This window comes from Rhodococcus sp. 14-2483-1-2 (genome assembly GCF_002259405.1).
Lineage (GTDB): Bacteria > Actinomycetota > Actinomycetes > Mycobacteriales > Mycobacteriaceae > Rhodococcoides.
Genome location: NZ_NPFW01000009.1, coordinates 59,877 through 85,114 on the forward strand (window position 1 = coordinate 59,877; position 25,238 = coordinate 85,114).

Consider the following 25,238-nt stretch of genomic DNA (forward strand, 5'->3'; position numbering starts at 1 on the left):
TCTCACCGGGGAACAACTGCCTCTAGGGTGGTGTTGACCAGATGTACGTCGACCGGCGTGTGCGCTGAGCACTCGGTCGTCGACCGCACGTATACCCCGCACATGATCGGAAGGTCTGCATTGAGTACCCCCAAGGTTCACGATCTCATCATCGTCGGCTCGGGACCGGCCGGTTACACCGCCGGTGTCTACGCCGCACGGGCGGAACTGGAACCGATCCTGTTCGAGGGAACGCAGTTCGGCGGTGCGTTGATGACCACCACCGAGGTCGAGAATTTTCCCGGGTTCCGCGAGGGCATCATGGGCCCGGATCTGATGGAACAGATGCGCGAGCAGGCGAAACGATTCGGCGCCGACATCCGAACCGAGGACGTCGAGGAGCTCGACCTGACGGGCCCGATCAAGACGGTCTCCGCCGGCGGCGAGACGTACCGTGCCCGCGCGATCATCCTCGCCATGGGCGCAGCAGCTCGCTACCTGTCCATCCCCGGTGAGGAGAAGTTGCTCGGACGCGGCGTCAGCGCCTGCGCCACCTGTGACGGCTTCTTCTTCCGCGATCAGGACATCGCCGTCATCGGTGGTGGCGACTCGGCCATGGAGGAAGCGACCTTCCTCACTCGCTTCGCCCGCAGTGTCACGATCGTGCACCGCCGCAGCGAGTTCCGTGCGTCGCGCATCATGCTCGAACGCGCCAAGAACAACGACAAGATTCGCTTCCTCACCGATACCAAGGTGCTCGAGGTCCTCGGCGACACCAGCGTCACCGGGCTTTCGCTCGAGCACGCGGAAACCGGCGAGAAGACCACTCTCGACGTGACCGGAATGTTCGTGGCGATCGGCCACGATCCCCGCAACGAGCTGGTCAAGGGCCAGGTCGAGCTCGACGATGCCGGCTACGTCACGGTCGCGTCGCCCACTTCGGCCACGTCCGTCGAAGGCGTGTTCGCTGCCGGAGACCTCGTCGATCACGTGTACCAGCAGGCCATCACGGCTGCGGGTACGGGCTGCACCGCGTCGATCGACGCCGAGCGTTGGTTGGCCGAGCAGGGCGACATCACCAGCAACACGCTCGAACACGCCGACCAGCCGGTCGACGCAGTCAACGCCTGACAGGCACCGAACTTCCAACATCGAGGAGATACACAATGTCCGACGACAAGAGCACAGTCACCATCACCGACGCGTCGTTCGTCGACGATGTTCTGACCAGTGAGAAGCCCGTCCTGGTCGACTTCTGGGCCACCTGGTGCGGCCCGTGCAAGATGGTCGCCCCGGTTCTCGAGGAAATCGCGGCCGAGCACAAGGACAAGCTCACCATCGCCAAGCTCGACATCGACGCCAACCCGCAGGCTGCTCGCGACTTCAAGGTCATGTCGATTCCCACGCTGATCCTCTTCCAGGGTGGCAAGCCGGTCAAGCAAATTGTCGGCGCAAAGGGCAAGGCCGCGCTGCTCAAGGACCTCGAAGGCGTTATCTGACTCACCCACACCCAGTGTGGATTGCAGCGGAAGCCAGTCTTTCTGCGACAATCATCGGATGTGCCGATGCTTCGGCATCGGCACATCAGCTGCAAGTGTGAGTGCCGTCGGAACGATCGAGAGGCTTTGTCGAGGATGCAGGAACTCAGTCACGGCGATTCCGGACCCGCCGTCGCCGAGGTCCGCGGCACTCTGTCGGCTCTCGGATTTCTTCACGAAGCAGTCGTTCCCCCCGGCCCGATGGACGACGGCCACTGGACAGCTCCCGGTTCCGTCTTCGACGGTGCCCTCGGGGGTGCCGTACGCGCATTCCAGCAGCATCGCGGTCTGCTGGTCGACGGTGTGGTCGGCCCGGCCACGTATCGCGCGCTGAAGGAAGCGTCGTACCATCTCGGCGCTCGAACCCTCATCTACCAGCTGTCCGCTCCGCTGTACGGCGACGATGTCGCCTCGTTGCAAACGAGGCTGCAGGATCTCGGCTTCTACAACGAACGCGTCGACGGCTTCTTCGGCCCCCGCACACACGAGGGCCTGTCTTCGTTCCAGCGCGAGATCGGACTCTCCCCGGACGGCATCTGTGGCCCGGCGACCCTGCGCTCCCTCGACCTTCTCGGAACTCGCGTCACCGGTGGATCCCCTCACGCCATGAGCGAGGAAGAACTCGTTCGCAAGTCCGGACCGCAGTTGACCGGCAAGCGCATCGTGATCGATCCCGATCTCGGTGGAGCCGACACCGGACGCATCGTCGACGGAGCCTTCGGCCGTGTATCCGAATCCGAGATTCTCTGGGATCTGGCGAGTCGACTCGAAGGCCGCATGGCCGCGACCGGAATGGAGACCTTCCTCTCCCGTGCGCGCGGTACCAATCCTTCGGTCGCCGACCGCGCCGAGACGGCCAACGCCTGGGGTGCCGATCTGATGATCTCGTTGCGCTGCGCATCGAGCACCAGCCCCGTGGCCAACGGCGTCGCGAGCTTCCACTTCGGTAACTCGCACGGATCCACCTCGATGATCGGCCAAGTACTGACCAGCTATGTGCAGCGTGAAATCGTCGCCCGCACACCGCTTCTCGACTGCCGCAGCCATGGCCGCACGTGGGATCTGTTGCGCCTGACCAACATGCCGACCATCCAGATCGACCTCGGCTACCTCACCAACGAATCCGACGTCGAAGTTCTCAGCGACCCGCGGTTCCGCGACATCATCGCCGAAGCGGTTCTGATCGCCGTGAAGCGCCTGTACCTACTCGGTCAGGACGATCAGCCGACCGGAACGTTCACCTTCGCCGAGTTGCTCGCCGAAGAGCTCGCTGCCTCCGATCGCCCCTGACCTACCGCGCGCGAACGCGTCGGTCGGTGAACGGTCAGCGCGCCCCGACCGTCGACTTCTGCTCGATGTCGACGACGGAGATGCTGGCCGCGATCAGTAGCTGCTCGAGTGCAGACTCGACATCCTGCTTCCACCCGTGATCGCGATCGAGCTCGAGCCTCAGTCTCGGGAATCTGTGGTGGGGAGCAATGACCTCGAACCCGACCTTCTCGAGGAAGTCCGCTTCGATCATGCACGTCGACGCCGAACACGTCAGCTGCGCCGTGGCGTTCGGAACCGCCTGCGCAGCATCGTCGGCGTTGCGCCGAATACCGAACGCCTCCAGAGCGCGAACTCCACGATTGACGAGATCGCCCACGACCGCCTGAATCAGCGTGGCCGAATGCAGGTCCGCGTCGTCCGGCGAATCGATCCGGAGTTGGGTCAGTAGAACAGCATCGTGACTGACCGGCGATGTCGGGAACGTCGTCGCCCGCGGAACTGCGCGGGGTGGACAGTAGAGGGCGCATCCGATCGTCCTGCCGTCGACGGACAGCAACTGCCCGCACGATCCCCATTCGAGCATGATGGTCGACAGCCATACTTCGTTCTCGAATTCGAGGTCGACCGAGGAACTCTCCGATGCGGGGTCGAGGACCCAGAAGCTGCATCGCCGCGAATGCGTCGGCAAGTGCTCGAACGAACCGAGCGTCACTCCGGTCACCATCGCCGACACCGCTTACCTCAGCCTTCGTGCTCTCGTTCACCGCGAGAATTCTCGATCGGAGCCGATCCGCTCCTCGATCAGGATAGGCGATTGATTCGTTTAACCCGTCGGGTGGAGCCGATCATTCAAATGTGTTGTATCACAGTATTTTTCGAGCGGATTTCGAGATTTCGGGACCGCCTCCGACCGAGCTACGTCACAGTGACGTTTCGACCGCTTATGACTGGTCCTGAAAAATCGCCGCTACTTTTTCTTCTGCGCTTCCATCATCTCGACGATCCTCTGAAGGTCGTCGACCGAACCGAATTCGACCACGATCTTCCCTTTTCGCTTGCCGAGACTGACCGTCACCCGTGTATCGAACGAATCCGAGAGGCGATCGGCGACGTCCTGGAGGCCCGGCATCTGAATCGGCTTGCGCCGGGGTGCCGGTTCCGGGCTCTTTCCGTCCTCCCGATTGGCAAGGGTGACGGCCTCTTCGGTCGCGCGAACGGACAGACCTTCGGCGACGATTCGCGCCGCCAACGACTCCTGCGCATCCGACCCAGCGTCCAGCGACAGCAAGGCGCGGGCGTGGCCGGCCGACAGAACTCCGGCAGCGACTCGTCGTTGCACGGGAATCGGCAGCTTCAACAGACGAATCATGTTGGTGACGACCGGACGTGACCGACCGATTTTCGCGGCCAGTTCCTCGTGCGTGACGTCGAATTCTTCGAGCAGCTGTTGATACGCGGCCGCTTCTTCGAGCGGATTGAGCTGCACCCGATGGATGTTCTCGAGCAAGGCATCGCGCAACATGGCGTCGTCTGCGGTTTCCCGAACGATCGCGGGGATCGACTCGAGGCCGGCTTCCTGGCTTGCTCGCCACCGACGCTCGCCCATGACGAGCTGATATTTCGCGTCTCCGGCGGCAGCGGAACCCGATACGAGACGAACCACGATGGGCTGCATGAGCCCGAATTCGCGGATCGAGTGGACCAATTCGGCCAACGAGTCGTCGTCGAAGACGTGCCTCGGCTGCTTCGGATTGGCTTCGATTCGATCCGGTGCGATCTCGCGGTAGACGGCGCCGACGGGGGAGAGGTCGTCTCCACTCAGCACCGGCGGTGTCGGTGTGGGTGCCGTCGCGGTCTCGGTGGGCTCGTCGGCCGGTGCGGTTCGTTTCGGCTTGGTGGACGTGTCCGGACGGTCCTTCGCGTTGCGATCGGCCCCGATGATCACGTCTGCTGCAGCGTTGCCCAGACGTGGGCCGGCGTCAGGTCCGGTGGGGATCAGTGAGGCCAGGCCGCGGCCCAGACCACCTTTGCGCGTTGAGCTCATCTGGTTACTTCTTTCGTGCTTCGTCGATGCCGGCCGATCGGGCAGCGAGCTCTCGTCCGGCGTCCAGGTAGCTCATCGCACCTCGTGAACCGGGGTCGTAATCCAACACCGTCATGCCGTACCCGGGAGCTTCGGATACCTTCACGCTGCGAGGAATGACGGCGCGCAGGACGGCGTCGCCGAAGTGCTTGCGAACCTCTTCCGCGACCTGGTCTGCCAACTTGGTGCGCCCGTCGTACATCGTCAGGATCACGGTGGAGACGTGGAGTTCGGGATTCAGATGTGACTGCACCAGCTCGATATTGCGAAGGAGCTGGCCCACACCTTCGAGTGCGTAGTACTCGCATTGAATGGGGATGAGCACCTCGGTCGCAGCGACGAGCGCGTTGACCGTCAGCAGACCGAGCGACGGGGGGCAGTCGATCAGGATGAAGTCAGCGTCGATGCCGGCGAGCTCCTCCACCGACAGCGCCGTTTTGAGGCGCCCTTCGCGGGCGACCATCGACACCAATTCGATCTCTGCGCCGGCGAGATCGATGGTTGCCGGAATACAGAACAGCCTGTCGCTGTGCGGACTCTTCTGCACTGCGTCCTTGGCGCTCACCTCACCGATGAGGACCTCGTAGCTGGATGGCACACCGGAGTGATGCTCGACGCCCAACGCCGTGCTGGCGTTGCCCTGAGGGTCCAGATCGACCACCAGAACCGTCAGGCCTTGGAGTGCGAGTGCGGCAGCCAGGTTCACGGCGGTCGTCGTCTTCCCGACGCCGCCCTTCTGATTGGCAATCGTCAGCATGCGTCGCTTCGCAGGCTTGGGCAGCGACACCGATCCGGGATGCAGAACTTGGCTGGCTCGATGTGCCGCGGCGCCGATGGGAGTGTCGTTCGGTGAGATCGCGTTGGTGTACTCGAACCCGGAGTTGGCCGCCACCCCCGACTTGTTCCCCGAGTTGCTCGACGCGTTCTTCTTGGACGCTGTTTCACGTGAAACAGCGGGATCGGACCCACCCGACATATGTGCTCCTTAGTGCGGAACTGACTGTGTTCAATACGATCGATCAGATCGAGCGTGGGACGTACGAGCCCACGATCGAAATCAGTGACGACTCAGTCTCCGCGGCTCACGCACCGCTCTGACGACGATGGTGGGAGTGGGCAACAGACCCACTCCACACTCCACTACCTCCAGCTTGCCAGCACCCATCCGAGTGAGGGAAGTCCGGTCGCGTTCGATCTCTTCTGCGGCGCTCGAACCCTTGAGAGCCAGCATGCGCCCGTGCTCATGGACCAGGGGGAGTGACCACTTCGCCAGCTTCTCCAATGGCGCCACCGCTCTCGACGTGACCACATCGGCACCGCCGGCTTCCTTCTTGACGCCGGGCTGTTCCGCGCGGCCACGCACGACCAAGATGTTCAGATCGTGTTCGTCGATGAATTCGGCGAGATACACGGTTCGGCGAAGAAGGGGCTCGACGAGGGTCACGCGCAGATCGGGTCGCGCGATCGCCAGCGGGATTCCGGGCAAGCCCGCGCCACTGCCGATATCCACAACGGTCTCGCCTTCATCGATCAGCTCGCCGATCGCCGCACAGTTGAGGATGTGTCGCTCCCACAGCCGTGGAACTTCACGCGGTCCGATGAGGCCTCGTTCGACACCGGCCGTCGCCAAGGAGTCGTAATACCTCCGTGCCAACTCGAGCCGATCACCGAAGATCTGCTCCGCCACGGCCATCAACTGGTTGCTATCCGATCCTTCTTGTTCCACGTGAAACATCTTCCCGTGCCCGGGCACGGAACGCCAAACGACATTGCTGTAAATCGGTCGAATACGCTCTCCACTTCACAATCGGCCGCAGAGCGGGCAACTGACGGGCGACACTCGGACGGAGCCGCTCATCCATTCACGAACGAAGCGCATGCCGATGTTCGGCCGAGTCGGGCCAACGGATGGAGCTGTCCCGTCCTCGGTCTTCCGGCCAGATCTACCGACCCGAACCGGCATGGTGTGGCCGATGCCGCCGCGCCATTTCTTAGCCCTCACAGGGCGAAGTGTCGGCCACATCAATGTCGGCCGCCCATCCCTAACCCCACGCGTTGATATACACCCGGACATCGATCGCGTCCATGTCTGCAAACACGTCCGTGACGCAACCGATGAACGATGACAATGTTTCACGTGAAACTGGGCACCAGCTGGAGCCGGCGTTGTCCGGGGGGAGTGGATCCGCGGACGATGGGGACACGAGCGAATCTCGTCCCACGACAAGCACAGTTCCGGGCACCCGCGGTTCCAGTCACGGCCACAGTCGGGGGGAGCGGCCCCGAGACGTAGATGTTCCCGATCGCATCATGATCGACTCGAGCACCTACTCGCGCATCCGAACTCGCAGCCGCATCCACAGATCATTTGCATCTACCGGTCATCCACATCGCCCACGGACTCGACGACCCACACGAGCGTCCTGTCGATGTCCGGCAGTCCCGAACGCACTCCGGCCGGTCTCTCCGGCCCGTCTCTCCGAATCGAGAACATCGAGCTTCTCGATCGGCACCGCTCATGACAACCTCGGCTCCACGCGCCTGGATGGCCTGCCGAGGATGGTCACAGCCCGAACCTCCGACTAGCGGTGCCATCCCTGCAATCCGATTGCCTTGGATGGATCCAGTACCGATGGATCGTCGACATCTCGTGGAGTGCGACTCCAGCCCCTCACAACTGGCACAGGTCGCGCCACTGAGGGATGGTCACGACATCATGGGTAGGGCCACCGGCAGAGACCCGCTCAGTGGACTCGATCGCTGAACCCGACAAAGGCCGATCTGGATCGAATCGATTCGGCCCTGACACCAGATCCATTGTGACCGGGTGTCCTGTGCTGACCAGAAGTCGATGGACTCTGATCGTCGCCGCTTTGTTTCACGTGAAACCGCCCGAGATCCGGACCAGCTCGATCGGTTGCCCGGATTCGCAACTGACTGAAACCGACGCCCGTGCATCTATCCGGGCGGTCGGTCGAACGACAGCCCTCCGCGAGCTACATCTCCATCGAAGTTTCGGCCACCAATGTTCGCGCCTCGCATGCGGCGTGTTTCACGTGAAACAAACCCGACCAACGCGCAACGGAGCAGAAGAATCACCGTCGTCTTTGCCGTCACAGTGACGAAAGCGCAGTGCATGCCTGATCTCGAGAATCCGGCGAGAAAATCGATCCCAACCGCGCACCCATTGGCAGCCGTCGAGCAAATTACATCGATGAGATTCCGCCGACGGATCCAGAACATCCGGATACGACGATGGCCCCCACCGAAGTGGGGGCCATCGATTGGAACGCTCTGTTACGCCTTGACGACGACTACTCGTCGAGCCGGCTCGACGCCGGTGCTCTCGCTCGCGACGCCGTCGATCTTGGCGACCGCGTCGTGCACGATCTTTCGCTCGAACGGGGTCATCGGGGTCAGCTCTTCGCGCTCTCCGGATTCGAGTACACGACGCGCTGCTTCGGCACCGAGGTTGCCGAGTTCGGTCCGCCGATTCGCACGCCAGCCGGCGACGTCGAGCATCAGCTTGCTGCGCTCACCCGTCGACTGCTGAACGGCGAGACGAGTCAGCTCCTGCAGTGCATCGAGAACTTCACCCTTGCGGCCGACGAGCTTGGCGAGATCGTCTCCGCCGTCGATGCTGACGATGGCGCGGTCACCCTCCACGTCGAGATCGATATCGCCGTCGAAGTCCAGGACGTCGAGCAACTGCTCGAGGTAGTCGCCGGCGATCTCGCCTTCTTCGACCAGGTAGTCCTCCTCGTCCTCATCGTCCTCGTCCGACGCATCGTCGGACTTGTCCTCGACGACGCTCGAATCCTCGGACTTCTCGACCACAGGAGTCTCGTTCGACTCCACGTCGACTGCACTCACCTGATCGGCCTCGACCGCCACGTCACTTGCTCCATCCCCGGATACCGCACCGACTGTGTTCTGTACTTCGTCGTTCTGAGCTTCTTCTACGTCCGCTGCCATGTTCGTCCTTCTCTCGACGTGTCGGTCAGCGCCGCTTGCGCTTGGTCGACTTGTTCCGGTTCGCCTGCGGTCTCGGTTTCGCCGGTGATGCAGCACCGGTGGTCGAATCGGCAATGCCCTCGCCGGTCTCGGCCGTCGACGAATCGCTCGTCGGCGTCATCTTCGAGAGCTTGGGGCGAGCACCGGGCTTCGGCTTGGTGGTGGACACCGGCTTCACACCCGGCTTCGGCGCGTTCTCGGAACGCTTCTCCATCGCAACTGCGGCCTTGGATGCTTCTTCCTTGTCGATCTTTCCGAACACCAGATGCTGCTGCACGTACGTCCAGGTGTTGTTACTGACCCAGTACAGCAGGATCGCGACGGGAAGCAGGGCGCCGAACACCAGAACGCCGAGCGGGAAGACGTAGAGCGCGAGCTTGTTCATGATCGCGGACTGCGGGTTCGCAGCAGCGGCTGCGCTCTGGCGTGCAACCGAGGCACGGGAGTTCATGTGCGTCATGATCGCTGCGATGATCATCAGCGGGATCGACACAGCAGCGATGACCCACGTGGACGGAATGGTGGCGTCGGGACCCACGGCGAACGCGTTGAGCTGATCCTGCGGCATGGTGATCCACGCCGAGATCGGAGCGCCGAACAGACGGGCGTCCAGGAAGGACTGCACGTCGGCCACGTTGAACGCGTAGTTGGACAGCTCGCGGTTCTCCTCGGGGGTCAACCCGAGCTGGCCGAAGCCGGTACCGGTGCGGTTGAACGAGCGCAGCACGTGGAACAGGCCGATGAACACCGGTGCCTGCGCCAGCACGGGCAGGCAACCCATCAGCGGATTGAAGCCGTGTTCCTTCTGGAGCTTCTGCATCTCCACGGCCATCTTCTGCTTGTCTTTGCCGTACTTCTTCTGCAGAGCCTTGATCTGCGGCTGTAGCTCCTGCATCTGCCGCGTGGTGCGGACCTGCTTGACGAAGGGCTTGTACAGAATCAGGCGGAGGGTGAAGACCAGGAAGACGACGGACAGTGCCCAGGCGAACCCATTGCTGGGATCCTGGAACACAAAGCCGAACACCTTGTGCCACACCCAGAGAATCCAGGCAACCGGGTAGTAAATGAAGTCGAGCACGGCTCTATGTACTCCTCTGTTCTTCCACTCGCGCGAGATCGTGGTGTTCTTCGGTTTCGGTCGGTTCGGTGACGATCGCGCGCCACCTACCGGGTTCGGGTACCGGGTCCCAACCTCCAGAGTGCCAGGGAGCACATTTGAGGAGGCGGACGACTGCCAGCAACGAGCCCTTCGTCATCCCGTGTACCTGGAGCGCCTCGATGGCGTATTCGCTGCAGGTGGGGGAGAAGCGACAGGTGGGAGGTCTCATCGGGGACACGTAGGTCCGGTACAACCCGATGAAATAGACGAGTGTTCGAGCAGGAATGGAACGAAGGTTGCCCATGAATGTCATGACGGCGGACCCTTCGGAGCTTCGAGAAGACCGAGCTTCTTCAATCCTGAACGCAGTTGAACCAGTAGATCTGCCGAGGACGCCCTCGCAGCTCCGGGCAGTGCACGGATCACCACGTCGGTGGTCTCGGGGAGCTCACCGATGACGTCGGTACAGATATGCCGAAGCCGGCGCGCAACTCGATGACGAGTTACGGCCGGCCCGACTGCCTTGCTGACGATCAATCCGAAACGTGGCCCGCGAACGGTCGATGCGATGTCCTGTTCGTCACGCACTACGGCGTGAACCACAAGATCCGATCTACCCATTCGGCGTCCTCGACGCACCGCTACGGAGAAATCACGTGCTCGGTGTAGTCGATTCGGCTCAGGAAGCATCCCGAGCTCCAAGCTTCGGACGAACAGATATCAGGCTGTGAGTTCTTTACGGCCCTTGCCGCGACGTGCGGAAACGATTGCACGACCCGCACGGGTACGCATACGAAGACGGAAGCCATGAACGCGCGCGCGGCGGCGATTGTTCGGCTGGAACGTCCGCTTGCCCTTGGCCACGGTCAACACTCCTCGAGATTGAAACGCCGATCTGTCGGCGCCTGCTGGAAAGGTTCTCAGCGAGTCCGGATGAACTTGCTTGCCTCCCGAGCGAGAAATCCGAGTGAAGACAGACTGTGAGCAGCCAGCAAGCATCGGCCACCTCGCTATTGGGTGACTGTTCGAGAGTACTGATCGAGTCACCGCCGGTCAAACTCGCTCTCGAGCCACGAGCGCCGTGGTTCATACACAGGCAGTGCCGGTTTCCGGCCACCGATGGTGTGATGTGCGTCGAAATCGTCGCCGGACGACCACACGCTGCGACACAATTCGTTCGATCGCACTACAGACAGTCGGCATCGGTGCAGGTCAGACTGGCGCAATTGCCATACCACGAGCCCGAACGCGTTCTGGGGTCACATCGGTGTCGTTTATCCACACCTGTGGATAATTGTGTGGAAACACAGTTCAGGTGGCATATTCGTACCTTGCGGGGTCCACCCACGGACCCTGGTCTCGGCCGCAGCGACGCACGAACGACGACGCTATCCGACGACGTTGCCGCGCGGGTACGAAACGACGCGCGAATTCACGCGTCGAACACCGCCCGAGACCAATGCTCGACGACGGAGGGCCCAACGTGAACGACGATCCGGATGCGCTCGCGCGCATCTGGCCCGAGGTGGTCGCGGAGCTCACATCCGACCGACACAGTGGGTCGCCGCTGACCAAAGGCCAGAAGGCCTGGCTCGCGCTGGTCAAACCGCTGACATTGACGCAGGGCTTCGCACTGCTCGCAGTTCCGTCGACTTTTGCGCAGGAAGCGATCGAACGAGATCTTCGCGAACCCATTCTCGGCGCCCTCGGGCGTCACCTGGGACAGGGTGTCGAGGGACTCGGAGTGCGTATCTCCGCTCCCGAGGACGAGAAGATCGACTCCGAGCGATCGCCGTACCCCGATGCCCCCAGTTCTCCGACTTATCGGCGCCGCGTCCTGACCAGCAGAGACGACGAGCCGTCGGACTCCGAGACGGCCGACTACGAAGAGGTCGACGACGAACGCGAGGCTCTCGCAAGCGTCCAGAACTCGTGGCCGACGTACTTCACGAAACCTCCCGAGTCGACTCCTCCTTCTTCGGGTGCCAACAGCCTCAACTCGAAGTACACCTTCGACACCTTCGTCATCGGCGCCTCCAATCGATTCGCTCACGCAGCCGCGGTGGCGATTGCCGAAGCACCTGCTCGCGCCTACAACCCGCTGTTCGTGTGGGGGGCGTCGGGTCTGGGCAAGACTCACCTCCTGCACGCGGCCGGGCACTATGCGCAGCGCCTGTTCCCGGGCATGCGCGTGAAGTACGTTTCGACCGAGGAATTCACCAACGACTTCATCAACAGTCTTCGTGACGACCGCAAGGTGGCGTTCAAGCGCCGCTACCGGGAGACCGACGTACTGCTCGTCGACGACATCCAGTTCATCGAGGGCAAGGAAGGCATCCAGGAGGAGTTCTTCCACACCTTCAACACCCTGCACAACGCGAACAAACAGATCGTCGTCTCGTCCGACCGCCCACCGAAGCAGTTGGCCACGCTCGAGGAGCGGCTTCGTACCCGCTTCGAGTGGGGCCTGATCACCGATGTGCAGCCGCCCGAACTGGAGACGCGGATCGCCATTCTGAGCAAGAAGGCTCGGATGGACCGGCTCGACGTGCCGCACGACGTGCTCGAGCTCATCGCCAGCCGAATCGAGCGCAATATTCGTGAGCTCGAAGGCGCCCTCATCCGAGTGACGGCGTTCGCATCGCTCAACGGACAAGCACTCGACCTCACTCTGGCCGAGGTGGTTCTCCGCGATCTCATCCCCGATTCGTCGAGTCTGGAGATCAATGCGGCCACGATCATGGCCGTGACCGCGGAGTACTTCAACACCTCCATCGAGGACCTGTGTGGGCCGGGTAAGGCCAGAGCACTGGCCATGGCCAGGCAGATCGCGATGTATCTCTGCCGGGAGCTCACCGATCTGTCGTTGCCCAAGATCGGCCAGACGTTCGGCCGGGACCACACGACGGTGATGTACGCGGACAAGAAGATTCGCAAGGAGATGACCGAGCGTCGCAAGGTGTACGACCAGGTTCAGGAGCTGACCGCGCGGATCAAGCAGCGCTCGAAGCGGTAGGCAACCGGCAACGAACGATCCCGGACGACGGCACCGAATCCCATCGCGGGTTCGGTGCCGTCGCTGTTTTCCCGTCGTTCGCCGGAGCGATTCTCGACGCAGATTCCTCGATTTCTGGAGGCGCCGACCATTGATTCACACCTGTGGATAACCATGTGGACAACATCGAAGTTCTGGGGATGGAGTGTGGGCGCCTGTGCACCGATGTGATTCGTCCACAGGCAGCCGGTCGTCAACCACGTATTGGTCCCGAGTTCATCCCCACGACACCACGCTCGGCCACCAGCGGATCGAATGGTCCGTGCACAGATTCCACAGGACCTATTAATATTTCTGTTTTCTCCTTGAAAGAACTTCTTTGAAAACAGGTGTTGGGGAACGATCCGTTCACAGGCCCCCCAAGATCACCCGAATCCCACGTTCGGCGTGACCCTCGCGCTTCCGTCTTCGGTTCGGAGGGCATACGGTGTGCTTGCGCTGGATGTGCCACACTCGTCCTTGCATCGGTTCGAGCCGCAACCATCGTGGTTGCACCGCTCCGGCCATGACGACGAACACCACCGAACGAGAGGAAATGCCGAGCGATGGAGCTTGGAAGTTTGAAGTTTCGCGTTGCTCGTGAAGATTTTTCCGATTCCGTCGCGTGGGTAGCCCGTAGCCTGCCGTCTCGGCCGCCCGTTCCCGTTCTCGGTGGAGTTCTTCTCGCTGCCGACGAGCAGGGTCTGACGGTTTCCGGATTCGACTACGAGGTCTCCGCTCAGGTCAAAGTGTCGGCCGAAGTTGCCACTGCCGGCCGAGTCCTGGTGTCGGGCAAGCTACTTGCCGATATCACCAAGTCGCTGCCGAACAAGCCGGTCGACGTCACGGTCGACGGCACCCGCGTTCTGGTCAACTGCGGAAGCGCCAAGTTCTCGCTGCCGACGATGCCGGTGGAGGATTACCCGCAGCTCCCCGAGTTGCCCAGCAACACCGGTTCGCTGGCCGGTGATGTCTTCTCCGAGGCGATCGCCCAGGTCGCGATTGCGGCGGGCAAGGACGACACGCTTCCCATGCTCACCGGTATCCGTGTGGAGATCGACGGCACCAACGTCGTTCTCGCGGCCACCGACCGTTTCCGGTTGGCGGTTCGTGAGGTGGAATGGGCTCCCGCCGGGGCCGACACCACCACCGCGGTGCTCATCCCGGCCAAGACTCTGTCCGAGTCGGCAAAAACGCTCGGTGGTAATTCCGGCTCACCGGTCGAGCTGGCCCTCGGTTCCGGCTCGTCCATCGGTAGCGACGGTTTGCTGGGCATCGTCAGCGACGGGCGCCGCACCACCACGCGTCTGCTCGATGCCGAATTCCCGAAGTTCCGTCAGTTGCTGCCGGCCGAGCACACTGCGGTGGCGACCCTCGAGATCGCATCGCTCATCGAGGCCATCAAGCGTGTGGCTCTCGTTGCCGAGCGTGGCGCGCAGGTGCGCCTCGAATTCAACGCCGAGGGCGTGTTGCTCTCTGCAGGTGGCGACGATGCAGGCCGCGCCGAGGAGGCACTGCCTGCCGATTTCCAGGGCGAGGCACTGACCATCGCGTTCAACCCCGGCTACCTCATCGACGGACTGTCGTCGTTGCACAGCGAGAAGGTCACCTTCGGATTCACCACGCCGAGCCGGCCCGCAGTGCTGCGGCCGACCTCGGACGAGGAACTCGTGCCCGATGACGCAGGCAAGTTCGCGGCGCCGCAGTCCGAGTACACGTACTTGCTGATGCCGGTCAGGCTGCCGGGCTGATCCAGCCTCGTTACTGTTGAACCCGCGGGAACTTTCGCACCTGACACAGACAAGGACGCCTCATCATGCAGCTGGGCTTGGTCGGTCTCGGAAAAATGGGCTTCAACATGCGCGAGAGACTGCGTGAGCACGGTCACGAGGTCGTCGGTTACGACCCTCGACCCGAGGTGACCGATACCCCGTCACTGGCCGGTCTGGCGCAGGCGTTGACGGCGCCCCGCGTGGTGTGGGTGATGGTTCCGTCGGGCAAGATCACCCGCGATACCGTCACCGGTCTGGCCGATGTGCTCGAGCCGGGCGATCTGGTGATCGACGGCGGCAACTCTCGGTTCACCGACGACAAGCCCAACGCAGAGTTGTTGGACGCCAAGGGAATCGGCTACATCGATGCCGGAGTATCCGGTGGCGTCTGGGGCCTGAAGAACGGCTACGGCCTGATGGTCGGTGGCCAGGACGAGCATGTCGCCCGTGCGATGCCGATCTTCGATGCACTGCGTCCCGAGGGCGAGCGCGCGGACGGTTTCGTTCACGCCGGTCCGGTCGGTGCCGGTCACTACTCGAAGATGGTGCACAACGGCATCGAGTACGGGCTGATGCAGGCGTATGCCGAGGGTTACGAGATCCTCGAAGCCGAAGAACTCGTGCAGGACGTGCAAGGAGTGCTTCGGGCCTGGAGCAAGGGCACGGTCGTGCGGTCGTGGCTGCTCGATCTACTGGTCGAAGCGCTCGGTCAGGATCCGGAGTTCAGTGAGATCTCCGGGTACACCGAGGATTCCGGTGAGGGCCGCTGGACCGTCGAGGAAGCCATTCGTCACGCTGTCCCCGCGCCTGTGATCTCTGCGGCGTTGTTCGCGAGATTTGCGTCGCGGCAAGAGGATTCGCCTGCCATGAAGGCTGTTTCGGCACTGCGGAATCAGTTCGGCGGGCATGCGGTCAAGAAGGCCGACGCCGACGAGACCCTGCGCGCCCCGGCGCCGAAGAACACCGAGTAAGTGTTCGTCCGGTCTCTGCAGCTACACGATTTCCGATCCTGGGACGACCTCACCGTCGACCTCGGACCGGGCTCGACCGTGTTCGTGGGGCCGAACGGACACGGCAAGACCAATCTGCTCGAGTCGATCAACTATCTGTCGACGTTGTCCTCCCATCGCGTGTCGTCGGACGCTCCGATGATCAGGGCAGGTGCCGCCAAGGCGTTCGTGGGCAGTGCCGTGGTCAATCACGGTCGCGAACTGATCATCGATGTCGAGCTTCTCGAAGGTAGAGCCAACAAGGCTCGGATGAACAGGTCACCACTGCGGCGCCCACGCGAGATTCTGGGCGTGTTGCAGAGTGTGCTGTTCGCTCCCGAGGATCTCTCGCTGGTCCGCGGCGATCCCGGCGAGCGACGACGCTATCTCGACGAGCTGCTCACCAGCCGCATTCCTCGAATGGCCACTGTCCGTGCCGATTACGACAAGGTTCTGCGGCAGCGATCGGCTCTGCTGAAGACAGCGAGTGGATCGTTGCGCCGCGGAGCGTCGTCCGGCGACGGCGCGAGTGCCCTTGCCACCTTGGACGTCTGGGATGGTCATCTCGCGGCTCATGGAGCTCGATTGCTCGCTGCCAGAATAGCTTTGGTGCACGAGCTGATGCCTTTCGTGCAACAGGCCTACAGTTCGATCGCACCGGAATCGCGGTTGGCTGCCGTTGCCTACCGTTGCAGTCTTGCCGATGCCCTCCCACCGGAATTCTCCGATGCCGATCGCGCACCCGAGACCGATGACATCGATGTGCTGGAAGCTGCTTTCCTTCACCAACTTTCGGTGATGAGGCAGCGCGAGATCGAACGTGGGGTGTGTCTGGTGGGACCGCACCGCGACGACCTGGAATTGATGCTCGGTGATCAACCGACCAAAGGCTTTGCCAGCCATGGTGAATCGTGGTCGTATGCACTGTCGTTGCGGCTCGGGTCCTTTGCGCTGTTGCGAGAGGACGGCACCGACCCGGTTCTGATGCTCGACGACGTGTTCGCCGAGCTCGACCGCAAGAGGCGCACGGCGCTGGCGACGGTGGCCGCCGGCGCAGAGCAGGTCCTCATCACGGCGGCGGTACCGGAGGACGTCCCTCCCGAACTCGATGCTCGACGGTACGGGGTCGAGGCGACGCAGAGTTCGGATTCCGGTGCAGCAGGACGTATCTCGCGAATCTCGGACCTGTCGGACGACAACGGCATAGCACGTTCGGAAGGTGAGGTTCCATGACCGACGACGAGGCATCGCCCACAGACAACGGTGAAGTACCGGAACTGAAAGGCGTCGATCTGGCGCGTCGAGCACTCGAGGACGCGCGGGCCGCAGCCAAGGCCAGTGGCAAATCGGTTGGACAGGGACGGTCGTCGCCCACCGGCGGAGTTCGAGCGCTGCGGGGGCGTCGTAGACGCGGTTGGTCGGGTGCCGGACCGGACGACCGTGATCCCCAGGCCTTCGGGGCGTTGGCGAATTCGATCGCGTCCAAGCGTGGGTGGTCGGCCAAGGTGTCCGAGGGCGCGGTGCTGGGCCGGTGGCCGAGCGTGGTCGGCGAGGACATCTCGGCTCATGCGGACCCCACCGGTCTCAAGGACGGAGTGTTGAGTATTTCGGCGGAGTCCACGGCATGGGCGACGCAGTTGAGGCTGATGCAGTCGCAGATTCTGGCCAAGATCGCAGCTGCCGTCGGTCACGGCGTGGTGACGTCTCTGCGTATCACCGGTCCGACGACGCAGAGCTGGAGAAAGGGAGAACGTCACGTGCGCGGACGGGGCCCGCGCGACACGTACGGATAGTGATACATCCCAACGATGGCTTTCCGAACCGGCTGGTCCAGGTGATCCTCAACAGATGTTGGGGCCAGTGTTGCTGTGACATGGTCGATGTGCGTAGCGTGATTCGCGACACTCAGCGGTCGGGGGATCGATGAAGATGTTCTGCACGGCCATCGGACGAGGAGAAGTTGTGTCTGCACCAACCAAGAAGGCATCGACAGCGGCCGTCGATGTGGACGGAACCCCCGAAGACCGAGTCGTTCTACATGCCAGAAAAGTCGAGTTCGACTGGAACTCCCTGCCGTTGCACTACATGGACGGCAATCCACTCGCGACCCACCTGATCAACGTGATGCATCTGCTTCTGCCCGAGGGCGAGGAATGGTTCGTGCGCACGTTCAAGGAAGCGCTGCCGCTCATCCACGACGATCAGCTGCGCGACGACGTGATCGGATTCATCGGTCAGGAAGCCATGCACGCGCAGGCGCACACCGATGTCCACGACCAGCTCAGGGCGCACGGCATCGATGTCGATCCCTACGTCGATCAGATGAAGTTTCTCTTCGGCCGCGCCCTCGGCAACAGGTCCGGTCACGGCCAGAACAGTTTGGTCGAACGTCTCGCCCTCATCGCCGCCGCAGAGCACCTCACCGCCTTCCTGGGCGATTGGGTGCTCAATGCCTCGGAGTTGGACGAGGCCGACGTCGATCCGATCATGCTGGATCTGTTGCGGTGGCACGGAGCCGAGGAGGTCGAGCATCGTTCGGTGGCCTACGAGGTGATGCGGTACTTCGACGTGCGCCCGGCCCGCCGAATTCGCACGTACGTCGTCATCGCGCCCACCCTCGTGTGGTTCTGGACCCGTGGTGTTCGCTTTCTGATGAGCCAGGATCCGACGCTCGCGCACCTTCCACCCAAGCAGCGCACACCGTCGTTCCGCGAATTTCGCCGAGTGGCCAACGCCGGTCTGTTCCCGACCCCGATGTCGATGGTGAAGGCATCGCTGCGCTACTTCAAGCGCACCTATCACCCTTCTCAGGAAGGGTCGACGGCGCAGGCAGTGCAGTATCTGGCCACCTCGCCGGCAGCTCGGTCCGCCGATCGATGACCAAACGCACGTTGCGGAGCAAGCTCGGCGCAATGGCACAGATGGTCGACTCGTTCCGAGCGGGACGCACCATTCCGAAGAATCTGTACGGCCGCGACGAGCCCGATCAGACCGTGTCATTGGTGACCGATGCGCTCGACAAATGGTTCGCTCTGCTCGACGGTGACGACTACGACGCGTCGTTCGCGGCGCCGGCCGTCGCACGCACCCGGCTACTGACGTTGGATTCACGTGAGGTGCTGTGCGTCGACGAGCAGGTGGTCCAACTGACGTTCTCGGCCGCCGACGGCGCGGCGCTGCCTGCTTGGGCACCGGGAATGCACCTGGATTTCTATCTCCCGTCCGGACGCCGTCGGCAGTACTCGCTGTGCGGACAACCGAATACCGACTCCTACTCCATCGCCGTTCGCCTGGTGCCCGACGGCGGCGGCGGGTCGCGTGAGATGCACGATCTCCCGGTCGGCACCGAGGTGGCAATTCGCGGGCCGCGCAACGGTTTTCCGTTCGTCCAGTCCGAGCATGCAGTGTTCGTGGCCGGCGGAATCGGCATCACCGCCATCATCTCGATGGTGCGTCGTGCTCGTGAGACGGGGATGGACTGGCACCTCGTCTACTGCGGCCGCTCGCGCGAATCGATGCCGTTCCTCGACGAGATCGCCGGCTGGGATGCCGATCGCGTGACGGTGCGGACCGACGATGTGGACGGCATGCCGTCGAGCATGGATCTGCTCGGTGCCACGGCACCCGGCGGTTCGGTCTACGTGTGTGGACCTCCGCCGATGATCGATCTGGTTCGGGCCTCGTTCGACTCGCTGCCCGCCACTCATCTGCACTTCGAGCGGTTCTCGCCTCCGCCGGTGAAGAACGGCGCCGAGTTCGAGGTCCAGCTCGTCGATTCCGGGCAGGTCATCGCAGTGGGTCCGGACGAGACTGCGCTGCATGCCATTCGGCGTCTGCGCCCGGACGTCGCGTACTCCTGCCAACAGGGATTCTGCGGGACGTGTCGGGTTCGAGTACTGAGCGGAACACCGCAGCATCGAGAGAATCGACTCACGGTCGAGGAGCAGCAGCACGAGATGTTGATCTGCGTTTCGCGATCCGAGGGCGAACGGATCGTGCTCGATCTCTAGCGGAGCAGCTGGATTCACCCTTCATATTTGTCGTCCGGCATCGAGAAAATGCGCCTGTGAAGCAATCAGGGGCCTTTTAGGGGTGTCATCGTGCCCATGCTGTCGTAGGCAACCAGTACTATGGACCGGTACGACATCAAGCCCGGAACAAACGCATGGACCCGGGCGCGGCCGAAAGCGACTGCGCTCGTCCCTGCGGTAGCACCCTGACGGGGTGTGAGCGGGGTAGTGGACGCGTAGAAGGAGAACCAGCTAACCGTGGCTGCCCAGAAGTCAGGTAACAACGAGAACAGCAAGGATTACGGCGCTTCGTCCATCACGGTCCTCGAGGGCCTGGAAGCGGTTCGTAAGAGGCCCGGTATGTACATCGGTTCCACCGGTGAACGAGGCCTGCATCACCTGATCTGGGAGGTCGTCGACAACTCCGTCGACGAGGCCATGGCCGGCTATGCCTCCACCGTCGACGTCACCATCCACGAGGACGGCAGCGTCGAGGTCAAGGACGACGGTCGAGGAATCCCCGTCGCCATGCACTCCTCCGGTGTACCCACCGTCGAGGTCGTCATGACGCAGCTGCACGCAGGCGGCAAGTTCGACTCCGACTCCTACGCGGTGTCCGGTGGACTGCACGGCGTCGGCATCTCGGTGGTGAACGCGCTCTCCACCAAGGTCGAGCTGCAGATCGCGCGCGACGGTCATCGCTACAAGCAGACCTACGACTACGCCAAGCCCAGCCCCCTCGAGACCGTCGGCGACACCGGTGAGACCGGTACCACCGTGCGTTTCTGGGCCGACGGCAAGATCTTCGAGACCCTCGACTACAGCTTCGAGACCGTGCACCGCCGCCTGCAGGAGATGGCGTTCCTGAACAAGGGACTGACCATCAACTTCACCGACGAGCGAGTGGCGGCCACCGACGCGACCGAGGAAGAACTCGGTGAGACGGCCGAGGCTCCCAAGACGGCGGAGGAAGAGCAGGCCGACGCCGCAGCAGCCAAGCCGGCCAAGGTGCGCAAGCGCACCTACCACTACCCCGACGGTCTGGTCGACTTCGTCAAGCACATCAACAGGACCAAGACCGCGATCCACAACTCGGTCGTCGGCTTCACCGGCAAGGGTGAGGGCCACGAGGTCGAGATCGCCATGCAGTGGAACGCCGGCTACTCCGAGTCGGTGCACACCTTCGCCAACACCATCAACACGCACGAGGGCGGCACCCACGAAGAGGGTTTCCGTACCGCTCTGACCTCGACGGTGAACAAGTACGCGCTGGAGAAGAAGCTCGTCAAGGAGAAGGACGTCAAGCTCACCGGCGACGACATCCGCGAGGGTCTTGCCGCAGTCATCTCGGTGCGGGTCGGGGAACCGCAGTTCGAGGGGCAGACCAAGACCAAGCTCGGCAACACCGAGATTCGGTCGTTCGTACAGAAGGCATGCAACGAGCACCTGGCGCACTGGTTCGAATCAAACCCGGCCGACGCCAAGACCATCATCAACAAGGCGGTCTCGTCCGCGCAGGCCCGGATGGCTGCACGTAAGGCCCGAGAGTTGGTGCGCCGCAAGAGCGCAACCGATATCGGTGGCCTTCCCGGCAAGCTCGCCGACTGCCGCTCGAACGATCCGAGCAAGTCCGAGATCTACATCGTGGAGGGCGACTCCGCAGGCGGCTCGGCCAAGTCGGGGCGAGACTCGATGTTCCAGGCGATCCTGCCGCTGCGCGGAAAGATCATCAACGTCGAGAAGGCTCGCATCGACCGCGTCCTCAAGAACAACGAGGTTCAGTCGATCATCACCGCTTTCGGTACCGGCATCCACGACGAGTTCGACATCACCAAGCTGCGGTATCACAAGATCGTGCTGATGGCCGACGCCGACGTCGACGGCCAGCACATCTCCACCCTGCTGATGACGCTGCTGTTCCGCTTCATGCGACCGCTGATCGAGCACGGCCACGTCTACCTCGCCATGCCGCCGCTGTACAAGCTGAAGTGGAGCCGCGGTGAACCGGACTTCGCCTACTCCGACCGCGAGCGCGACGGTCTGCTCGAGGCCGGCATCGCCAACAAGCGCAAGATCAACGTCGAGGACGGCGTCCAGCGCTACAAGGGCCTCGGCGAGATGAACGCCAAGGAACTGTGGGAGACCACGATGGATCCGTCGGTCCGAGTCCTGCGTCTGGTGACGCTCGACGACGCGGCCGCCGCCGACGAACTGTTCAGCGTTCTGATGGGCGAGGACGTCTCCGCGCGTCGTAGCTTCATCGCCCGTAACGCGAAAGATGTTCGCTTTCTTGACGTCTAGTCACTTCCCTTCACGCACCGATGTGTTCTCTCGGTGCGTGAAGGTGACCGTTTCTCGAGGAGAATTGCATGTCTGACATCACCGAACCGCCGGTAGGACCCCCGCCGGGATCGACCACCAACGCCGAGGGCGGCGACCGGATCGATCCGGTCGACATCCAGCAGGAAATGCAGCGCAGCTACATCGATTACGCCATGAGCGTCATCGTCGGGCGTGCCCTGCCCGAGGTGCGTGACGGACTCAAGCCGGTGCACCGCCGCGTCCTGTACGCGATGTACGACTCGGGCTTCCGACCCGACCGCAGCTACGTGAAATCCGCACGCCCCGTTGCCGAAACGATGGGTAATTACCACCCACACGGTGACACCTCGATCTACGACGCATTGGTGCGTCTGGCCCAGCCGTGGTCGATGCGGTACCCGCTGGTCGACGGCCAGGGCAACTTCGGTTCGCGCGGTAACGACGGCGCCGCCGCCATGCGTTACACCGAGGCGCGGCTGACCCCGCTCGCGATGGAGATGCTGCGCGACATCGACGAGGAAACCGTCGACTTCATCCCCAACTACGACGGCAAAACCCAAGAGCCGACGGTACTTCCGTCGCGGGTACCGAACCTGTTGATGAACGGCTCCAACGGCATCGCCGTCGGTATGGCCACCAACATTCCGCCGCACAACCTGCGTGAACTGGGCGACGCGGTGTTCTGGGCCCTCGACAACTTCGAGGCCGACGAGGAAGCAACGCTCGAGGCCTGCATGGAACGCGTCAAGGGCCCCGACTTCCCGACGCACGGACTCATCGTCGGCGGCCAGGGCATCCAGGATGCGTACTCCACCGGCCGCGGCTCCATCCGGATGCGCGGCGTCGTCGAGATCGAAGAAGATTCCAACGGCCGCACCACGATCGTCATCACCGAGTTGCCGTACCAGGTCAACCCGGACAACCTGATCACCTCGATCGCCGAGCAGGTGCGGGACGGCAAACTCTCGGGCATCTCCAAGATCGACGACGAGTCCTCCGACCGTGTCGGTATGCGCATCGTGGTCACCATCAAGCGCGACGCCGTCGCGAAGGTGGTGCTGAACAACCTCTACAAGCATTCGCAGCTGCAGACGAGCTTCGGCGCGAACATGCTCTCGATCGTCGACGGCGTCCCGCGCACGCTGCGCCTGGACCAGATGATCAGGTACTACGTCACTCACCAACTCGACGTGATCGTTCGGCGTACTCGGTACCGGCTACGCAGAGCGGAGGAGCGGGCCCACATTCTGCGTGGACTCGTCAAGGCTCTCGACGCACTCGACGAGGTCATCGCGCTGATCCGCGCGTCGCAGACGGTGGATCTGGCCAAGCAGGGCTTGATCGACCTGCTCGACATCGACGAGATCCAGGCCCAGGCCATCCTCGACATGCAGCTGCGACGCCTCGCGGCCCTCGAGCGTCAGAAGATCATCGACGAGTTGGCAGAACTCGAACGTACGATCGCCGACCTGCAGGACATTCTGGCCAAGCCGGAGCGGCAGCGACAGATCGTGCGAGACGAGCTCGCCGAGATCGTCGAGAAGTTCGGCGACGACCGTCGTACGCGCATCATCGCCGCCGACGGGGACGTCAACGACGAGGACCTGATCGCGCGGGAGAACGTGGTCGTCACGATCACCGAGACCGGATACGCCAAGCGCACCAAGACCGACCTCTACCGCTCGCAGAAGCGCGGTGGCAAGGGAGTGATGGGCGCAGGGCTCAAGCAGGACGACATCGTCAGCAAGTTCTTCGTCTGCTCCACGCACGACTGGATCCTGTTCTTCACCACCAAGGGTCGCGTCTACCGGGCCAAGGCCTACGAACTGCCCGAGGCGAACCGAACCGCCCGCGGTCAGCACGTCGCGAACTTGCTCGCCTTCCAGCCGGACGAGCGCATCGCGCAGGTCATCCAGATCAAGACCTACGAGGATGCTCCGTACCTGGTGCTCGCCACCAAGGGCGGTCTGGTCAAGAAGTCACGACTGACCGACTTCGACTCCAACCGCAGCGGCGGCATCGTCGCGGTCAACCTGCGTGGTGAGGACGAGTTGGTCGGAGCCGTTCTCGCGTCCTCGGACGACGATCTGCTGCTGGTCTCGGCGCAGGGTCAGTCGATCCGGTTCTCTGCCACCGACGAGGTGTTGCGCCCGATGGGCCGTGCTACCTCGGGTGTGCAGGGTATGCGCTTCAACGGCGAGGACGCGCTGCTCTCGCTCAACGTCGTCAGCGAGAACAAGTTCCTGCTGGTCGCTACGTCGGGCGGTTACTCCAAGCGCACCGCGATGGAGGATTACCCCCAGCAAGGCCGCGGCGGAAAGGGAGTGCTGACAATCCAGTACGACCCGAAGCGTGGCACGCTGGTGGGAGCTCTCATCGTCGACGACGAGGACGAGCTGTACGCCATCACGTCCAGTGGTGGCGTAATCCGAACCGCTGCCAAGCAGGTTCGGAAGGCCGGCCGACAGACCAAGGGCGTGCGGTTGATGAATCTCGGTGAAGGCGACACCCTGCTCGCGATCGCGCGCAACGCCGACGAGATCGAACCGGATGCTCTGGGCACCGAAGACGATGCAGCGAAGGAGTCGTAAGTGAGCACTCCCAACCGGCCTGGTAGCAGGCCCGGCCCCAGTGGTGGACCGGACAGCCGGGACGGCGATCGGGCCGCGCAGCCCGCGCGTCCGGTGCCGCCCGAGGGAGCTCGCCCGGGCAACCGTCCGCAGCCGGCTGCTCGTCCGGCGCCCGCCGCGGGCCGTGGCCCGGCCCCGCAGGGGGGTGCTCGACCTCCGATGCGACCGGCACCCGGTGCTCAGAACGGCCCGGCACGTCCGGCTCAGGGACCTCCGCCCCCACAGCGACCGCCCGCACCTCAGGGACCGCCGCCCCAGGCGCCCCCGGGATCCGGCAAACAGGGTCCGCCTGCCCCTCGTCAGGGACAGGCTCCTGCCGGTCCGCCGCAGGCTCAGCCGCCCCAGGCTCCTGGCCGTCAACCCGGTCCAGGTCAGCAAGCACCCGGCCGGCCCAATGATGGTCCGCCGCCGAACGGTCAGCCACCGCAGCGGCAGGCACCGGCCGGTCAAACCCCACGGCAGGCAGCCCCGCAGCCTTCGGCGGCGCCCGACGAGA

The 25,238-nt window shown here is 63.2% G+C and carries 21 protein-coding genes; 12 read left to right on the forward strand and 9 right to left on the reverse strand.

Annotated elements, in window-relative coordinates; genetic code table 11:
• Nucleotides 1-120: 120 nt before the first annotated feature.
• From trxB to CH295_RS09325, 3 genes are all read left to right on the forward strand, one after another.
• Nucleotides 121-1,110: a thioredoxin-disulfide reductase gene (trxB, locus tag CH295_RS09315; protein WP_037195710.1), complete on the forward strand. Its 990-nt coding sequence runs from the start codon at nucleotides 121-123 to the stop codon at nucleotides 1,108-1,110.
• A gap of 35 nt (nucleotides 1,111-1,145) precedes the next feature.
• Nucleotides 1,146-1,478, forward strand: coding sequence for a thioredoxin (trxA, locus tag CH295_RS09320; RefSeq protein ID WP_008711582.1), 333 nt, complete (start codon nucleotides 1,146-1,148; stop codon nucleotides 1,476-1,478).
• Between the two features lie 135 nt (nucleotides 1,479-1,613).
• Complete coding sequence (locus CH295_RS09325) at nucleotides 1,614-2,807, forward strand: N-acetylmuramoyl-L-alanine amidase (protein WP_094740502.1); 1,194 nt, start codon at nucleotides 1,614-1,616, stop codon at nucleotides 2,805-2,807.
• Nucleotides 2,808-2,841: 34 nt separating this feature from the next.
• Here the strand turns inward: CH295_RS09325 and CH295_RS09330 are convergent, their stop codons facing one another.
• From CH295_RS09330 to rpmH, 9 genes are all read right to left on the reverse strand, one after another.
• Nucleotides 2,842-3,522 carry a hypothetical protein gene (locus tag CH295_RS09330; protein WP_094740503.1) on the reverse strand — a complete coding sequence of 227 codons (681 nt, stop codon included), beginning with the start codon at nucleotides 3,520-3,522 and terminating at the stop codon, nucleotides 2,842-2,844.
• A 234-nt stretch (nucleotides 3,523-3,756) separates the two neighbouring features.
• Nucleotides 3,757-4,833 carry a ParB/RepB/Spo0J family partition protein gene (locus CH295_RS09335; RefSeq protein ID WP_037195292.1) on the reverse strand — a complete coding sequence of 359 codons (1,077 nt, stop codon included), beginning with the start codon at nucleotides 4,831-4,833 and terminating at the stop codon, nucleotides 3,757-3,759.
• A gap of 4 nt (nucleotides 4,834-4,837) precedes the next feature.
• Nucleotides 4,838-5,848: a ParA family protein gene (locus CH295_RS09340; protein WP_037195294.1), complete on the reverse strand. Its 1,011-nt coding sequence runs from the start codon at nucleotides 5,846-5,848 to the stop codon at nucleotides 4,838-4,840.
• Nucleotides 5,849-5,929: 81 nt separating this feature from the next.
• Nucleotides 5,930-6,607, reverse strand: a complete 678-nt coding sequence (gene rsmG, locus CH295_RS09345; protein ID WP_094740599.1) for a 16S rRNA (guanine(527)-N(7))-methyltransferase RsmG — start codon at nucleotides 6,605-6,607, stop codon at nucleotides 5,930-5,932.
• Nucleotides 6,608-8,169: 1,562 nt separating this feature from the next.
• A complete protein-coding gene (locus CH295_RS09350; protein WP_094740504.1) occupies nucleotides 8,170-8,847 on the reverse strand; it encodes a Jag family protein in 678 nt (225 codons plus the stop codon).
• A gap of 25 nt (nucleotides 8,848-8,872) precedes the next feature.
• A complete protein-coding gene (gene yidC, locus CH295_RS09355) occupies nucleotides 8,873-9,964 on the reverse strand; it encodes a membrane protein insertase YidC (protein ID WP_037195298.1) in 1,092 nt (363 codons plus the stop codon).
• A 4-nt stretch (nucleotides 9,965-9,968) separates the two neighbouring features.
• Nucleotides 9,969-10,298 carry a membrane protein insertion efficiency factor YidD gene (yidD, locus tag CH295_RS09360; RefSeq protein WP_037195300.1) on the reverse strand — a complete coding sequence of 110 codons (330 nt, stop codon included), beginning with the start codon at nucleotides 10,296-10,298 and terminating at the stop codon, nucleotides 9,969-9,971.
• The gene (rnpA, locus tag CH295_RS09365) at nucleotides 10,295-10,675 is read right to left on the reverse strand and encodes a ribonuclease P protein component (RefSeq protein WP_037195303.1); all 381 of its coding nucleotides are present in this window, start codon (nucleotides 10,673-10,675) and stop codon (nucleotides 10,295-10,297) included. Before rnpA ends, yidD begins: the two co-directional genes overlap by 4 nt.
• A gap of 30 nt (nucleotides 10,676-10,705) precedes the next feature.
• A complete protein-coding gene (gene rpmH, locus CH295_RS09370; protein ID WP_026347786.1) occupies nucleotides 10,706-10,849 on the reverse strand; it encodes a 50S ribosomal protein L34 in 144 nt (47 codons plus the stop codon).
• A 619-nt stretch (nucleotides 10,850-11,468) separates the two neighbouring features.
• Here rpmH and dnaA point away from each other — a divergent pair.
• The 9 genes from dnaA to gyrA all read left to right on the forward strand — a co-directional run bounded on the left by dnaA (nucleotide 11,469) and on the right by gyrA (nucleotide 24,703).
• Nucleotides 11,469-13,001: a chromosomal replication initiator protein DnaA gene (gene dnaA, locus CH295_RS09375; protein WP_037195714.1), complete on the forward strand. Its 1,533-nt coding sequence runs from the start codon at nucleotides 11,469-11,471 to the stop codon at nucleotides 12,999-13,001.
• Between the two features lie 584 nt (nucleotides 13,002-13,585).
• Nucleotides 13,586-14,770 carry a DNA polymerase III subunit beta gene (gene dnaN, locus CH295_RS09380; RefSeq protein ID WP_037195305.1) on the forward strand — a complete coding sequence of 395 codons (1,185 nt, stop codon included), beginning with the start codon at nucleotides 13,586-13,588 and terminating at the stop codon, nucleotides 14,768-14,770.
• 65 nt (nucleotides 14,771-14,835) lie between these two features.
• The gene (gene gnd / locus CH295_RS09385; RefSeq protein ID WP_037195307.1) at nucleotides 14,836-15,762 is read left to right on the forward strand and encodes a phosphogluconate dehydrogenase (NAD(+)-dependent, decarboxylating); all 927 of its coding nucleotides are present in this window, start codon (nucleotides 14,836-14,838) and stop codon (nucleotides 15,760-15,762) included.
• Entirely contained in the window at nucleotides 15,763-17,013 is a 1,251-nt protein-coding gene (gene recF, locus CH295_RS09390) for a DNA replication/repair protein RecF (RefSeq protein WP_094740505.1), read from the forward strand. It abuts the gene before it with no gap.
• Nucleotides 17,010-17,573: a DUF721 family protein gene (locus CH295_RS09395; protein WP_037195312.1), complete on the forward strand. Its 564-nt coding sequence runs from the start codon at nucleotides 17,010-17,012 to the stop codon at nucleotides 17,571-17,573. The genes recF and CH295_RS09395 overlap by 4 nt, the downstream gene beginning before the upstream one ends.
• 169 nt (nucleotides 17,574-17,742) lie before the next feature.
• Nucleotides 17,743-18,660 carry a metal-dependent hydrolase gene (locus CH295_RS09400; RefSeq protein WP_082323866.1) on the forward strand — a complete coding sequence of 306 codons (918 nt, stop codon included), beginning with the start codon at nucleotides 17,743-17,745 and terminating at the stop codon, nucleotides 18,658-18,660.
• A 32-nt stretch (nucleotides 18,661-18,692) separates the two neighbouring features.
• Complete coding sequence (locus CH295_RS09405; RefSeq protein ID WP_094740506.1) at nucleotides 18,693-19,790, forward strand: PDR/VanB family oxidoreductase; 1,098 nt, start codon at nucleotides 18,693-18,695, stop codon at nucleotides 19,788-19,790.
• A 258-nt stretch (nucleotides 19,791-20,048) separates the two neighbouring features.
• Entirely contained in the window at nucleotides 20,049-22,091 is a 2,043-nt protein-coding gene (gene gyrB / locus CH295_RS09410; RefSeq protein WP_037195316.1) for a DNA topoisomerase (ATP-hydrolyzing) subunit B, read from the forward strand.
• Nucleotides 22,092-22,159: 68 nt separating this feature from the next.
• A complete protein-coding gene (gene gyrA, locus CH295_RS09415; protein WP_094740507.1) occupies nucleotides 22,160-24,703 on the forward strand; it encodes a DNA gyrase subunit A in 2,544 nt (847 codons plus the stop codon).
• The last annotated feature ends 535 nt before the right edge of the window (nucleotides 24,704-25,238 follow it).